This window comes from Pseudomonas sp. WS 5051 (genome assembly GCF_012985715.1).
Taxonomy (GTDB): Bacteria; Pseudomonadota; Gammaproteobacteria; order Pseudomonadales; family Pseudomonadaceae; genus Aquipseudomonas; species Aquipseudomonas bubulae.
Window position 1 is genome coordinate 21,572 of record NZ_JAAQWV010000019.1, and the last position, 13,915, is coordinate 35,486.

Sequence of the window (13,915 nt, forward strand, 5' to 3'; positions counted from 1 at the left end):
GGTGGGAGCGGGCTTGCTCGCGATGGCAGCGATCCTGGTTAACTGATGAACCGCGCCGCTCCCATCGCGAGCAAGCCCGCTCCCACAGTGGATCTACGTGAACGGTCAACCACTGCACAGTGGTTGACCCAAGGCATCTGTGATGAAATGCGACCCCACTCTTTATCGCGGTGCTCCGCCCTCACTTGCCGTGAAACCTCGCCTGCTCCGTCATTTCCTGCTGCCTCTGCTGATCATCCTGTTGACGATCGGCCTGGGCTACGCGGGCTATCGCATCAGTGAACACTTCGGTATTCGTACCCTGAGCGAAACCGGCGAACGCCAACTGGAACTGCATGCCCGTACCGTCGAAAGTGAGCTGGGCAAATACACTTACCTGCCCAGCCTGCTGGAGCTGGAGTCCAGCGTTTCGCGATTGCTCGCCGACCCCTCCGTGCAGAACCGGGTCACCGTCAATCAATACCTCGAAGGCCTGAACCGCCGCAGCCGCAGCCGGGCCATCTATGTGCTCGACACCACCGGCCGCGTGATGGCTACCAGCAACTGGCGGGATACCGACAGTTATCTGGGCGAGGACCTGTCATTTCGCGCCTACTTTCAGGATGCCGTACGCGGCCAGCCCGGCCGCTTCTACGGCATTGGCAGTACCTCGGGTGAACCCGGCTACTACCTCGCCCACGGCCTGGAAGAGCAGGGCAAGATCATTGGCGTGGCCGTGATCAAAGTTCGCCTCGAAGCCCTTGAGGAGCGCTGGCAACGCGCCCGCCTCGAAGCCTACGTCAGCGACGAGAACGGCATTATCATCCTGTCCAGCGACCCTACCCGGCGGCTCAAGTCCATCCACCCGCTCAGTGCCGACACCAAGGAGCGCCTGGCCCGCAGCCTGCAGTACTACTGGTGGCCGCTCAACGAGCTGGAACCGCTGGAGCGGGAAAACCTCGCCGAAGGCGTAGAAAAAGTCACCTTCGCCAGCAGTAACGATGTGGTGACCGACCACCAGGAAGTCAGCTACCTGGCGCAAACCCGCAGGCTTAACGACACCCCCTGGGACATCACCCTGCTCACGCCATTGCAAGACCTGCGCCGTGAAGCGGCGAACCAGGGAATGCTGGTGGCGGTGGCATTTGCCTTGCTGGCCTTTTTGCTGATTGCCTGGAATGAGCGACGCAAAGTGATAGCCACCCGACTGGCTGCACGGGAAGCCCTGCAAGAGGCCAACAACCAGCTGGAGCGCAAGATCACCGAGCGCACCACCCACCTGCGGGCCAGCAACGAACGGCTCAAAGGCCAGATACGCGAGCGGCGCCAGGCCGAAGACACCCTGCGCCGCGCCCAGGATGAACTGGTACAGGCGGGCAAGCTGGCGGCCATCGGGCAGATGTCCACCAGCATCGCCCATGAACTGAACCAGCCGCTGGCGGCCTTGCGCACGCTGTCGGGCAATACCGTGCGCTTTCTTGAACGCGGTGATCTCAAGGTCGCCGCGGACAACCTCGGCACCATCAACAATCTGGTCGACCGAATGGGCCGCATCACCGCTAACCTGCGCTCCTTCGCCCGCCGCGGTGACGATCATGGCCAGGCCTGCCTGGGCAAGGCCGTTGACGCCGCCCTGCAACTGCTCGCCAGCCGCATGGAAGAATCAGGGGTGCAACTGCATCGAGACTTCACGGAGGTGGCGCTCAAGATTGATCAAACCCGACTTGAGCAAATTCTGGTCAACCTGATTGGCAATGCCCTGGACGCCATGCAAGGTCAGGCGACACAACCGCAACTGTGGCTGACGGGCGAGCCCAACGACGCCAAATACCGTCTGTGCGTGCGCGATAACGGTCCCGGGATCGAGCCAGAAGCACGCAAACATCTCTTTGAACCCTTCTTCACCACCAAACCCGGCGAACAGGGTCTAGGCCTTGGCCTGACCCTGTCGGCCAGCCTGGCCGCTGCTGCCGGCGGCAGCCTCAGTGTCGAGTTCCCGGTCACCGGTGGTGTCGCATTTGTCCTTCTTTTGCCGCTGGTACAACCTGCTAAGGCCGACACGCCATGAATAACGACCTGACGGTCCTGATTGTTGAAGACGATCCCCATGTTCTGCTCGGCTGCCAGCAGGCGCTGGCGCTCGAAGATATTCGCAGCGAAGGCGTCAGCAGTGCCGAACAGGCGCTGGCGCTGGTAGGCGACAACTTCCCGGGTATCGTCATCAGTGATATCCGCCTGCCCGGAATGGATGGTCTTGAACTGCTCAAGCACCTCAAGGCCCGCGACCGCACCCTGCCGGTGGTATTGATTACCGGGCATGGCGATATTTCCATGGCCGTGGGCGCCATGCGTGACGGTGCCTATGACTTTATGGAGAAACCCTTCTCCCCCGAACGCCTGGTTGATGTGGCCCGTCGTGCGCTGGAGCAGCGCAGCCTGGCGCGGGAAGTCTGGTCGCTGCGCCGTCAGCTTGCCGAGCGTGATTCACTTGAAGGACGCATCATCGGCCGCTCGCCGGCCATGCAGCAGTTGCGCGAACTGATAGCCAACGTCGCCGATACTTCAGCCAACGTGCTGATTGAAGGTGAAACCGGTACCGGCAAGGAGCTGGTCGCCCGCTGCCTGCACGACTTCAGCCGCCGCCAGCCCCAGCAATTTGTCGCCCTCAACTGCGGTGGTCTGCCGGAAAACCTGTTTGAAAGCGAAATTTTCGGCCACGAAGCCAACGCCTTTACCGGGGCAGGCAAACGCCGCATCGGCAAAATCGAACACGCCCATGGCGGCACGCTGTTTCTCGACGAAGTGGAAAGCATGCCGCTCAACCTGCAGATCAAACTGCTGCGGGTTTTGCAGGAGCGCACTCTGGAGCGCCTGGGCTCCAACCAGAGCATCGATGTGGACTGCCGGGTTATTGCGGCGACCAAATCCGACCTCGACCAACTGAGCAAGGCCAGCCAGTTTCGCAGCGACCTGTACTACCGCCTGAACGTGGTCACACTTGAGCTGCCACCTTTGCGCGAACGCCGCGAAGACATCCTGCAACTGTTTGAATACTTTCTGCAGCAATCATCATTGCGTTTCGACCGTGCGGCCCCGGAGCTGGATAACCAGACCCTGTCCAGCCTGATGAGTCATGACTGGCCGGGCAATGTGCGGGAACTGCGCAACGTGGCCGAACGTTTTGCCCTGGGCCTGCCGGCGTTCAAAAAGCCGGGGAGCAATGCAGCACAGGGGCTGGGGTTTTCCGAGGCGGTGGAAGCGTTCGAACGCAACCTGCTCAACGATGCCCTGCAACGCAGCGGCGGCAACCTGACCCAGGCCAGCCAGGAACTGGGCATGGCCAAGACCACCCTCTTTGATAAAGTCAAAAAATACGGGCTCGCGCACTGATGGATCTGATTCTCAAAGCTGCACTGGGCGCTGGAGTGGTGATCATTCTGGCCATGCTGGCCAAAACCAAAAACTACTACATCGCAGGGCTTGTGCCGCTGTTTCCAACATTTGCCCTTATCGCCCACTACATCGTCGGCAAAGGCCGCTCGGTGGACGACCTGAAAATCACCATTGTGTTCGGCATGTGGTCGATCATTCCTTACTTCGTGTACCTCGCTGCCCTGTACGTGCTGGTCGATCGCATGCGCCTTGAAGCCTCGCTGGCGCTGGCCGCCGTAGCCTGGCTGATGGCCGCGACCGTGCTGGTCAGCGTTTGGGTACGCCTGCACTGAAACGATGGGAGCGGGCTTGCTCGCAATACACATGACGCGGTTTGCCAGATAAACAGCAGTGACATCCTCGCTGGCAACCCCGACCCCCACAGGCCAAGTCGTTTGGCCCGCCCCTTGCATTTACCCTATAAAGCCCGCCCTGCCTGGATCGGCGGCGATGACATGGGGTAAATCACACTTTGAATATTCTCGATCTTGATCACAGCCTGACCTCACAAGCACCGATTAAGCAACGTCTGACCGACGGTCGTGCCACACGCCTGGACTTGCTGGAACTGGGGCCGCAACTGCGTCTGTGGTCCACCGAACGCAATTACCGGCGCTTCGCTGAACGCCTGCAACAACGGCCGAAACGCTCCACGCAGCGGCCAGAAATCTTTTTTATAGGCTCCGGCGACTATCACCACCTGACCCCGGCCTTGCTCGCGGACTTGCCCGAACCGATCACCCTGATCCACTTCGACAACCATCCTGACTGGGTGCGCTTTGCCCCCCGCCGCCATTGCGGTTCGTGGGTCAACCGCGCCTTGAAGCTGCCGAACATCAAACGCATAGTCACCCTCGGCCCCTGCAGTGATGACCTGCAAAACCCGCAGTTCAAGGGCGCAAATCTCGGGGCCCTGTGCCGTGGCGATTTGCAACTATTCCCCTGGCAGCATGCTCCCACCAAGGTCTGGGGCCGAATCGGCGACGGCGCAGGGCACGAGCAGCACGAGAACCTGTTGCACTGGCGCAACCTGGCCGACCAGGACTGGCCGGCCTTTCTCCAGGAGCTGATCCTCAGCCTGCCCACCGAAGCGATCTGGATTACCGTGGACAAAGACGTACTCGCCAGCGAAGACGCCGCCACCAACTGGGACCAGGGCGGTATGCGCCTGACCCACTTGCTTCAGGCCCTTCGTGCCCTGGCCACCAGCAAGCGGGTATTGGGTATTGATGTTTGCGGTGAATTTGCCAAGGCTGCGCACCGCAATGTGCTCAAACGCTGGGAGGCCCGATCGGACCAGCCAGCACCTGGGCGCTGGAGTGAAAGCGATCTGCTGCGCAACTCAACCACCAATGAAGCGCTGATCCACTTATTCGAGGAGCTGTTCCCATGTCCTTGATCGTAATTGCGCTGGTGGCGTTTTCCATTGTGCTCGATGTTATCGGCCAGCTGTGTTTCAAAATCGGACTGGACCGCTTGCCGGAACTGGAGGGTGGTTTTCGCCTGAATGCCTTCTGGGGTCAGGTATTTAGTGCACCGATGCTGTGGGCTGGGGTCGGCGCTTACGTGATTGAGTTCTTCGTCTGGCTGGAGGCCCTGTCGAGGGCACCCTTGAGCTTGCTATTCCCGGCCGCAGCGCTGGCGTATTGCGGTGTGGTATTCGCCGGCAAGGTGTTCCTGGGCGAACACGTCAGCCGTCGGCGCTGGATGGGCACCCTGGTTATTACCCTTGGAGTGATGCTGGTCTGCATCACCGCAGCTTGAGGAGTTGAGCAATGGCAAACACTGACGGGTTAAAAGTCCCGGATAACGGCTGGCTGCACGGGCGTTTGGGCACGATTGTGCTGTGGGCCTTGTTGATTGCCCTCGAGAGCGCAGGGCAAATAGCCACCAAAATCGGTGGCGATCAATTGGGACAGATGGACTTCACCCTGCAGTGGCTCCAGGCCGTGCTGCTCAACCCGGGAGTATGGGTGGCCATTGCCTGTTATTTCGGCGCGTTTTTTGTCTGGATGCTGATATTGCGTCGCAGCAGCCTGTCGCTGGCGTTTCCCCTGAGTTCACTGGTATTTGTCGGGGTGCTGATGGGCTCCTGGCTGGGCCTTGGCGAGCAAATCAGCGCACTGCACTGGGCAGGCGTGGCGGTGATTGTCGGCGGGATTGCGCTGCTGGCCGATGGTGAACCGGAACATTGAGTCACAGCCTGCTTTCCCTTAGCCCAACCCTCTCTTTCCGGGAGAGGGTTGGGAGGGCCGCTTCAGAATTTGTAACTGACCGCCGTCTGCACTGCGCCCTGATTCACATTGCCCTGCTCGCGTACGATGCTGCTGTCCGCCGCCGCCCTCAGCAGGCGTGTCCAGCTGGCACTGGTCACCAGCGACCAGTTCGCGGTCAGCGGAAACTCGAAATTCTGGGTCAAGGTAACATTCTGGAGGCCGCCACTGGCCTTGTACGCGGAAATCCCTGACGCCTGCGCCTCGCTGTCACTTACGCCAAAAAAGGTCGACATCTGCCGACCATCAGCAAAGTGCACCGCCAACTGGCTGCTGCCGATAATCCCCAGCCCCAGCGGGTAACCCAACTCGCCCCCGACCTGACCCAGCACCCCGCCTTGACCGCCTGCACCACCCACCGCCTGCCCGAGCTGTGCGTAGACACGCCAGAAGTCAGCCGGGCTGTACTGCACAAAGCCGCCGAACATGGCCATGTCTGAAACATCGCGCAGGCCCCGCAGCGAACCATTGGCATTGCGTCCCGACACATAGTTGAGCACGGGCCCGGCGCTCCAGCCGTTGGCCTTGAAAGCACTCCAGGTCAGGCCGTCATCGGTATTGAGGCTGACATCGCCCCAGTCCACATCAAAATACGGCAATGGCACTGTCTGGTAGCGGCTGGCGCTTGGATCATACGGCTGATAGCCAATCCCCATGCCCACTTCCCCACTGGGGCCGTCTGCGGCATGGGCAGCCGCGCTGACGCCCAACAAAGTGAGCAGCAAAAAAGCACAGACCGGAGTTTTCATCACGAGGGTTCCATAGAGGTTCTATGCGCGCATCAATCCCTTTTTAGCGCGGCCTGCGCAAGCACTCATGTTGTTTGTAGCAAGCTACAAAAATTGTAGTTCCAAACCCGAAAGTCACCGTCAAATCCGCGCAAACCCCCAGCCCACGGGGCTTTCAATAGTTGGCACAGTCAATGCTATGTCCTCTGGCAAGCGCAAAAAGCGCGCCTTTTCGACAGGACAATGCAGATGATGCAATGGCATATCGTGTGTGATTTCGACGGGACCATTACCCGTACCGACGTCATCGACAACATTCTTCAACGTTTCGCCGACCCCAGCTGGGAAGCGATCGAAGACCAATGGTTGCAGGGTGACATCGGTTCGCGTGAATGCCTCAGCCGCCAGCTGTCGCTGGTCAAAGCCACGCCTGCCGAGCTGCTGGCCTATTTCGACAGCGTTGAGATTGACCCTGACTTCCCCGACTTCGTCGACCACGTCATCGGTCTTGGCGCCTCCATCGAGGTCGTCAGTGACGGCATCGAACAAGCCATCGCCCGCATTCTGGCCCGTAACTACGTAAGCCTGTTGCCGATCCTGGCCAACCGCCTGCGTCAGGTCGACCAGAACAGCTGGCGCATCGACTTCCCTTATTCCAGCGACGCCTGCCGTGCCGCCTCGGGCAACTGCAAGTGCAAATCCGCCCCCGACGGCAAACGCGTGCTGGTGATTGGCGATGGCCGCTCCGACATGTGCGTGGCCTCTGGCGCCGATTTCGTCTTTGCCAGGGACGGCCTGGCCGAACACTGCGAGCGCAACGGTATCCCGTACGCACAATTTGACTCCTTTGCCGAACTCCCGGCCCTGCTCGCCAAACTGCCGAGCCATGCCGCCAACGCGCCCCACTATTCTCGTGAACAGCAGGAACTCTTCAATCATGTCTGATATTCGAATCGCTACCCCTGAAGACCAGATTCTTCTGGAAAAAGAAGCCAAGTACTGCTCGTACGGCGACACCGTTCACTACATCGAACCACCGCGCATTTTTAGCCGCTGCGAAGGCTCCTACGTGTGGGACACCGAAGACCAGGCCTACCTCGACCTGCAAATGTGGTACTCGGCAGTCAACTTCGGTTATTCCAACCCGCGCCTGAACAACGCCCTCAAGCAACAGATCGACACCCTGCCGCAGATCGCCAGCCAGTATCTGCACAAGGGCAAGATCGAGCTGTCGGAGCGCATTGCAGTCGACGCCAAAAACAAGTTCGGCCTCGACGGTCGTGTGCACTTCAACGTCGGCGGCTCGCAATCCATCGAAGACTCGCTGAAGGTGGTGCGTAACGCCAGCAACGGCAAAAGCCTGATGTTCGCCTTCGAGGGCGGTTACCACGGCCGCACCCTGGGCGCCTCATCGATCACCTCGAGCTACCGCTACCGTCGCCGTTACGGCCACTTTGGCGAACGCGCCAACTTCATCCCGTTCCCGTACCACTTCCGCGGGCCAAAAGGCATGACCAAGGAAGAGTACGGCAGCCACTGCGTGCAACAGTTCGCCCGTCTTTTCGAGACCGAATACAACGGCGTGTGGGACCCGAAAGTCGGCCAGAGCGAATATGCCGCGTTCTACGTCGAGCCGATCCAGGGCACCGGCGGCTATGTAATCCCGCCGATGAACTTCTACAGCGAGCTCAAGCACGTACTGGATCAGCACGGCATTCTCATGGTGGTTGACGAAATCCAGATGGGCTTTTGGCGCACTGGCAAGCTGTGGTCGATCGAACACTTCGACGTCAAACCCGACGTCATCGTGTTCGGCAAGGCACTGACCAACGGCCTCAACCCGCTGGGCGGCATCTGGGCCCGTGAAGAGCTGATCAACCCCAAGGTATTCCCGCCGGGCTCGACCCACTCCACCTTCGCCTCCAACCCGCTGGGTACTGCGGTGGGCCTGGAAATGTTCAAGATGACCAGCGAAGTCGACTATGGCGCGATGGTCATGGCCAAGGGCAAGTACTTCCTCGACGGCCTGCAAGATCTGCAAAAACGCTACCCGATCATCGGTGACGTCGACGGCCTGGGCCTGGCCCTGCGCTGCGAAATCTGCGGCCCGGACGGTTTTACCCCGGACAAGGCCACTCTCGACTTCATGGTTGAGGAAGGCATGAAGGGGGATATCGAAATCGACGGCAAACGTCTGGGTCTGATTCTCGACGTGGGCGGCTACTACAAGAACGTTATCACCCTGGCGCCGTCGCTGGAAATCAGCTACGCCGAAATCGACCTGGGCATCGCCCTGCTCGATCGCCTGCTGGCTCGGGCCATGAAACGGTGAACGGGGCAGAGATCGATCTGGGCGAAGGCAACACCGGTTTCGTTCTCGGCACGGGTGAGGTCGGGGTCTTGTTGATCCACGGCCTTACCGGCACCCCGACGGAGTTGCGTCGGGTTGCCCAGGGGCTGGCAAAAGACGGGACGTGCACGGTGTACGTCCCCACCCTGGCCGGGCACTGCGGTGACAACAGCGACCTGCAGGCCACCGGCTGGCTGGACTGGTATGAAGGCGTGCGCAAGACCTTTGCCGGGATCCGGCAGCGCCACCAGCAGGTGTTCGTCGGCGGGCTGTCGATGGGTGCGGTAATGTCGATGTACCTGGCCTCCGAACACCCGGGCCAGGTCGCCGGGCTGTTGATGTACTCCACGACCTTGCGCTATGACGGCTGGAGCATCAACAAGCTGGCCTTTATGACCCCGCTGCTGATGAAGATCCCCTTTGGTGTGCACCTGTGCAGCTTTGAGGAAAAGCCGCCCTACGGTATTAAAAACCAGCGCCTGAGGGCCATTGTCGAGCGCCAGATGAAAGCCGGCGAGAGCAGCAATGCCGGGTTGTTGACGATGGAAGGGATCACCGTGCGTGAACTGCACCGGATGAATGCCGTGGTGAAAAAACGCATGCCTTCGATCACCACCAAAGCCCTGGTGCTGCACTCCATTGAAGACGATATCACCAGCCGCTGGAACGCCGATTACGTCGAACGCCATCTGGGCGGGCCGGTGACCAAGGTGCTGCTCGACAACTGCTATCACATGATCACCGTCGACCTGCAATACCGCCGCGTGATCGAACTGAGTGACGCCTTTATCAAGAAAAACAGCCGCACGGCACCGGTCCCTGTCGAGTACCTCAAGCAGGCCTGAGCCCAAGGACGCCCCATGATTACAGCCCAAGTCTTTTCATCCATTCAGGCAATCGACCGTGAAGCCTGGAATGACTGTTTTCCAGATGCCCTGGAGGATTGGGATTACATTATGGCCGTCGAAAAAGCCGGGATTGAAGGCTTTGCATGGCGTTACCTGACGCTGTTCGAAGGTTCCACCCTGATTGCCGCAGCGACTGCGTTCACCACGTGCTATCGCCTCGACACCACGGTCCAGGGCATCGGCAAACGCTTTACCGAAAAACTCAATCGCGCACTCCCGGGGTTGGTGCAGCTAAAGCTTTACGCCATCGGCTCACCGGTGACCGAACAATGCAGTGCGGGAACGGCCAGTCATGTACAGGCGGCGCAGCGCCCTGCCCTGCTCGCCCGGTTGCTGACCCTGGCCCAGACCGATGCGGCCCGCCTGGGTATCGGCCTGATTGCCGTCAAGGACGTCCCCAGCCATGACGCTGACTGGGCGCACAGTTGCAAGGCGGCGGACTTTCAGGCCATGCCCGGCTTGCCCAGTGCGACGCTGCCCGTGCCCTTTGGGTCAGTGGACGGCTACCTTGGCTCGCTGGGCAAGTCCACCCGCAAAGACATGCGCCGCAAACTGCGTACGCCTGGCCCACGGGTGGAATGGCGCAACGCAATTGACGACGTCTTGCCTGAAATCATGCGCCTGTACGAGGCCAGCCTGGCGCGCAGTGATCTGCAACTGGAGCGCTTACCAGCGACCTATTTCACCGGTATCCTCCAACAACTCGGCGACCGGGCAGTGTGCGTTTTGTACTGGCTCGACGATCAACTGGTGGCGTTCAATCTGGTGTTGATTGACGAACACCGTCTGATCGACAAGTTTTTTGGTCACGACCTTGAGCTCACCCGTGACTACAATCTGTACTTCAGGAGTTGGCTGGTGAATGTCGATTACTGCATACGTCACAATATTGCCCTGTACGAATGCGGTCAGGCCGGCTACGCGAGCAAGATTCGTCTGGGCTGCACCTTTCAGAGCAATACGCTGTTTTTCCGGCATCGCAACTGGCTGATCAATAACGCACTCAAACTGGTCAAACTGTTCATTCGCCCTGACCGCCACGACCCGGCACTGGCGGCTGCGATAAGCGAGTACTAATGCCCTCCACGCCCAAAACACCGCGCCAGCCACAACCCTTCAAAGTGTCGCGCTGGACCGTACAGCGCAAACTGGTGCTGGCGTTCTGGCTGGTCAGCGTGATCCCGACCATGATTGCTGCCGAACTGGCAGCGACCACCCTGTCGCAGATTTTCGACAGTAACGTACGGGTCTGGCTGCAGGAGTCGACCAAAATCGTCAAGGACGAGATCAGCGAAATCCTCGCGGACAACGCCCGCGCCGCCAAGCTGCTTCTGCAACACGCCCACCCGCCGTCCTCCAGCAAGGCCATCCGCCATGACCGGCTGACTGCCGACATCGCCGAAGCCATGGGCATAGACGTGGTCGCGCTGATCCGTGACAGCGACCACAAAGTGATTTTCAGTACCGCCAGCGACACCATTGTCGACCAGATCAGCCTGAGCCCCAACGCTGTACTGCAAACTATCAATGTCGGCGGTGTGCCAACCGGCACCGTAGTCTCGACCTTTGCCACCAGCCAGGATGGAGTGAACTATCAGCTGCTGGTGGCTACCTTTATGGACAGCAGCTTTCTGACCAGCGTGGCCGACGTGCACTCCCTCGACTTGCGTTTGTACCTGTCCAATACGGCAGGCTTTGCCGAGATATTCTCCAGCCAGCGTTTCGAAGACCGCCAGCTGATGGTGCCCGGCGCCATCGAACAAACCCTGCGGGAAACCCGTCAGCCCAGCGAACAATTCACCAGCCGCTACAGCGGCTTGTACTGGCCCATCCTCAACGACACCGGTGAGCTGCAAGGGGTGATCTACAGTGGCCTGCTGCGCCATAGCAGCCTGGTGGGGCTGGTCAACCAGAGCAACCTGTTCGCGTTGATCTTCCTGGTCGGCTCGGTACTGTCGCTGACCGTCGGCTGGCTGGTTTCCGAACGCCTTACCCGGCCGTTGCGCGACCTCTCCGAAGGGGTACGCGCCGTCACTGCCGGGGACTACAACCAACGCGTGGCGGTGTCGGGCAACGACGAACTGGCCGAGCTGAGCAGCACCTTCAACCATATGACCGCACGACTGGGCGAGCTGCATCATCTCGAAGCCCAATTGCGTCGCCGCGACCGCCTGCATGCCCTGGGCGAGGTGGCCATGGGCCTGGCCCACGAAATCCGCAATCCGCTGGGCATTATCAAAACCGCGACCCAACTGTTGCACCGCCGGGCCGATCTGGGTGAAACCGACAAGCGCCATCTGGAGTACGTGGTCAGCGAAGTGACCCGCATCAATGACCTGATCACCGAGTTTCTCGAATTCGCCAAGCCCAGCGCCCCCGTGCGTGCGCCGCAGCTGGCGCGGCCTCTGGTCGAAGACATTCTGGGTTTCTGCAAACCGGAGCTGGAAAGCCACACTATTGATGCCCACATCGACGATCAGGCGCCCGGTGCGACCCTGTACGCCGATGCCGGACAACTCAAACAGGCGTGCCTGAACCTGATCATCAACGCCATCGACGCCATGCCTGAGGGCGGATGCCTGACCGTACGCATTTCCCGCGAAGAGGACTACACAGTAATAGGCATTGCTGATACCGGAGAAGGAATCGCACCCGATATGCTTGAGCGTATTTTCACGCCCTTTGTGACGACCAAAGCCTCAGGCACGGGGCTGGGCCTGGCCAAAGTGTTCTCCATCATGGACAGCCACGACGGACGCATAGAATGCATCAGCGAGAAAGACGTCGGTGCCACCTTCAACCTGTACATTCCGGCCCACGGAGGGGATGAAACATGAGTCATAACGTGCTGGTGGTCGACGATGAGCCCAAACTCTGCGACTTGCTCAGCTCGGCACTGAGCCAGAACCGGATTCAGGTCTTCACTGCCAGCAACGGCCTGCAGGCACTTGAAGTTCTGGAACAGGAAGATATCGACCTGGTGATCAGCGACTGGCGCATGCCCGGCATGGACGGCCCGCAGTTACTGGCCGAGATCAAACAGCGTTACCCGAACCTGCCAGTGATTGTAATGACCGCCTACAGCACGGTAAAAAACGCCGTACAGTCCATACGTAACGGCGCCTACGATTACATCGCCAAGCCCTTTGATATCGACGAGCTGGATATTACGGTCAGCAAAGCCCTGCAGTTTCGCGACATTTTGCGCGACAACGCGCGCATGCGCGCCGAGCTGGACGAGCACCAGCACATCGACAGCCTGATTGGCGACAGCCCAAGCTTTCGCCGGGTGCTGCAGGCCATCGACTCGGTACGCGAGAGCAACGCCACGATCCTGCTGACTGGCGAAAGCGGTACCGGCAAAGAGATGGTCGCCCGCGCCATCCACAAACACGGCAGCCGCGCCGACAAACCCTTTGTCGCGGTCAACTGTGCGGCGATTCCTGAGGGGCTGCTTGAAAGCGAGATGTTCGGCCACCGCAAAGGCGCGTTTACCGGCGCCGTAGCAGACAGGGTCGGGCGCTTTATGCAGGCCGACAAGGGCACCCTGTTTCTCGATGAAGTGGGCGATATGCCCCTGGCCTTGCAGGCAAAAATCCTGCGGGCGCTGCAAGAACGGGTGATCGAGCCAGTGGGGGATCCGCGAGAGCGCAAGGTGGATGTGCGGGTCATCGCCGCGACCAACAAAAACCTGCTGCAAGCCGTAGCCGACAAGGAGTTTCGCGAAGACTTGTATTACCGCCTGAACGTCTTCCCGATTCCGCTGCCCGCGTTGCGCGAACGCGTTGAAGACATCGCCTCGCTGGCGCGGCACTTTGCCCATAACCTGGGTGCTACCGCAGGCAAACGCATCACCGGTTTCAGCCCCAGCGCCTTGCAGGCGATGGCCCAGTACAGTTGGCCGGGCAATATTCGCGAACTGCAAAACTGCGTGGAGCGCGCCACCATTGTGGCCAATAGCAGCACTATCCAGGACAGTGACCTGCCGCCCTACCTGTTCAGTGCCCAACCCGGCCAGAGCAGTGCCTTGCTTGCCCCCGGACCAAGCGTGCCCCCCGACCTGGAAGCCGCCTTGGCCGAAGTCGAAAAAGCCTACATTCTAAGTGCCCTGCAACAGGCCAATGGCGTACAGGCTGCGGCGGCGCAGTTAATCGGCATATCCGAGCGCAGTTTCTGGTACCGCCTGAAAAAGCTGGATATTCATGTCGATAAAATTGTCAGGTAACACCTCAAAGCCCCTCACCC

At 60.0% G+C, this 13,915-nt stretch carries 13 protein-coding genes; 12 read left to right on the top strand and 1 reads right to left on the bottom strand.

The window, feature by feature from the left end; all coding sequences use genetic code 11:
- Window positions 1-142 precede the first annotated feature (142 nt).
- From HBN79_RS21335 to HBN79_RS21360, 6 genes are all read left to right on the top strand, one after another.
- Entirely contained in the window at window positions 143-2,047 is a 1,905-nt protein-coding gene (locus tag HBN79_RS21335) for an ATP-binding protein (RefSeq protein WP_095001410.1), read from the top strand.
- Window positions 2,044-3,369 (top strand): sigma-54 dependent transcriptional regulator, encoded by a 1,326-nt coding sequence (locus HBN79_RS21340; RefSeq protein WP_095001411.1) that lies wholly within the window; start codon window positions 2,044-2,046, stop codon window positions 3,367-3,369. The genes HBN79_RS21335 and HBN79_RS21340 overlap by 4 nt, the downstream gene beginning before the upstream one ends.
- Before the next feature lie 8 nt (window positions 3,370-3,377).
- Complete coding sequence (locus HBN79_RS21345) at window positions 3,378-3,704, top strand: GlpM family protein (protein ID WP_169917161.1); 327 nt, start codon at window positions 3,378-3,380, stop codon at window positions 3,702-3,704.
- 179 nt (window positions 3,705-3,883) lie between these two features.
- Window positions 3,884-4,810 (top strand): arginase, encoded by a 927-nt coding sequence (locus HBN79_RS21350; protein ID WP_169917149.1) that lies wholly within the window; start codon window positions 3,884-3,886, stop codon window positions 4,808-4,810.
- Window positions 4,801-5,175: an EamA family transporter gene (locus HBN79_RS21355; RefSeq protein WP_095001413.1), complete on the top strand. Its 375-nt coding sequence runs from the start codon at window positions 4,801-4,803 to the stop codon at window positions 5,173-5,175. Before HBN79_RS21350 ends, HBN79_RS21355 begins: the two co-directional genes overlap by 10 nt.
- Window positions 5,176-5,186: 11 nt before the next feature.
- Entirely contained in the window at window positions 5,187-5,606 is a 420-nt protein-coding gene (locus tag HBN79_RS21360) for a transporter (protein ID WP_095024197.1), read from the top strand.
- Window positions 5,607-5,668: 62 nt separating this feature from the next.
- On the opposite strand, the gene HBN79_RS21365 is transcribed toward HBN79_RS21360, so the two are convergent.
- The gene (locus HBN79_RS21365; RefSeq protein WP_169917150.1) at window positions 5,669-6,433 is read right to left on the bottom strand and encodes a MipA/OmpV family protein; all 765 of its coding nucleotides are present in this window, start codon (window positions 6,431-6,433) and stop codon (window positions 5,669-5,671) included.
- A gap of 228 nt (window positions 6,434-6,661) precedes the next feature.
- On the opposite strand from HBN79_RS21365, the gene HBN79_RS21370 reads away from it, so the two are divergent.
- The 6 genes from HBN79_RS21370 to HBN79_RS21395 are packed head-to-tail and all read left to right on the top strand — an operon-like array spanning window position 6,662 to window position 13,895.
- Window positions 6,662-7,357, top strand: a complete 696-nt coding sequence (locus HBN79_RS21370) for an MtnX-like HAD-IB family phosphatase (protein ID WP_095001416.1) — start codon at window positions 6,662-6,664, stop codon at window positions 7,355-7,357.
- Entirely contained in the window at window positions 7,350-8,744 is a 1,395-nt protein-coding gene (locus HBN79_RS21375) for an aminotransferase class III-fold pyridoxal phosphate-dependent enzyme (protein ID WP_095001417.1), read from the top strand. Before HBN79_RS21370 ends, HBN79_RS21375 begins: the two co-directional genes overlap by 8 nt.
- Window positions 8,741-9,607 (top strand): alpha/beta fold hydrolase, encoded by an 867-nt coding sequence (locus HBN79_RS21380; protein ID WP_095001418.1) that lies wholly within the window; start codon window positions 8,741-8,743, stop codon window positions 9,605-9,607. The genes HBN79_RS21375 and HBN79_RS21380 overlap by 4 nt, the downstream gene beginning before the upstream one ends.
- A gap of 15 nt (window positions 9,608-9,622) precedes the next feature.
- Window positions 9,623-10,747, top strand: coding sequence for a GNAT family N-acetyltransferase (locus HBN79_RS21385; protein WP_095019470.1), 1,125 nt, complete (start codon window positions 9,623-9,625; stop codon window positions 10,745-10,747).
- Window positions 10,747-12,507: an ATP-binding protein gene (locus tag HBN79_RS21390; protein ID WP_169917151.1), complete on the top strand. Its 1,761-nt coding sequence runs from the start codon at window positions 10,747-10,749 to the stop codon at window positions 12,505-12,507. Before HBN79_RS21385 ends, HBN79_RS21390 begins: the two co-directional genes overlap by 1 nt.
- Entirely contained in the window at window positions 12,504-13,895 is a 1,392-nt protein-coding gene (locus tag HBN79_RS21395) for a sigma-54 dependent transcriptional regulator (RefSeq protein ID WP_095019471.1), read from the top strand. The genes HBN79_RS21390 and HBN79_RS21395 overlap by 4 nt, the downstream gene beginning before the upstream one ends.
- The last annotated feature ends 20 nt before the right edge of the window (window positions 13,896-13,915 follow it).

Bases quoted from the DNA above. Each gene is read 5' to 3' on its own strand.
- HBN79_RS21390 (WP_169917151.1), top strand. From the start codon at position 10,747: ATGCCCTCCACGCCCAAAACACCGCGCCAGCCACAACCCTTCAAAGTG.
- HBN79_RS21360 (WP_095024197.1), top strand. From the start codon at position 5,187: ATGGCAAACACTGACGGGTTAAAAGTCCCGGATAACGGCTGGCTGCAC.
- HBN79_RS21335 (WP_095001410.1), top strand. From the start codon at position 143: ATGAAATGCGACCCCACTCTTTATCGCGGTGCTCCGCCCTCACTTGCC.
- HBN79_RS21395 (WP_095019471.1), top strand. From the start codon at position 12,504: ATGAGTCATAACGTGCTGGTGGTCGACGATGAGCCCAAACTCTGCGAC.
- HBN79_RS21355 (WP_095001413.1), top strand. From the start codon at position 4,801: ATGTCCTTGATCGTAATTGCGCTGGTGGCGTTTTCCATTGTGCTCGAT.
- HBN79_RS21370 (WP_095001416.1), top strand. From the start codon at position 6,662: ATGATGCAATGGCATATCGTGTGTGATTTCGACGGGACCATTACCCGT.
- HBN79_RS21375 (WP_095001417.1), top strand. From the start codon at position 7,350: ATGTCTGATATTCGAATCGCTACCCCTGAAGACCAGATTCTTCTGGAA.
- HBN79_RS21365 (WP_169917150.1), bottom strand. From the start codon at position 6,433: ATGAAAACTCCGGTCTGTGCTTTTTTGCTGCTCACTTTGTTGGGCGTC.
- HBN79_RS21385 (WP_095019470.1), top strand. From the start codon at position 9,623: ATGATTACAGCCCAAGTCTTTTCATCCATTCAGGCAATCGACCGTGAA.
- HBN79_RS21340 (WP_095001411.1), top strand. From the start codon at position 2,044: ATGAATAACGACCTGACGGTCCTGATTGTTGAAGACGATCCCCATGTT.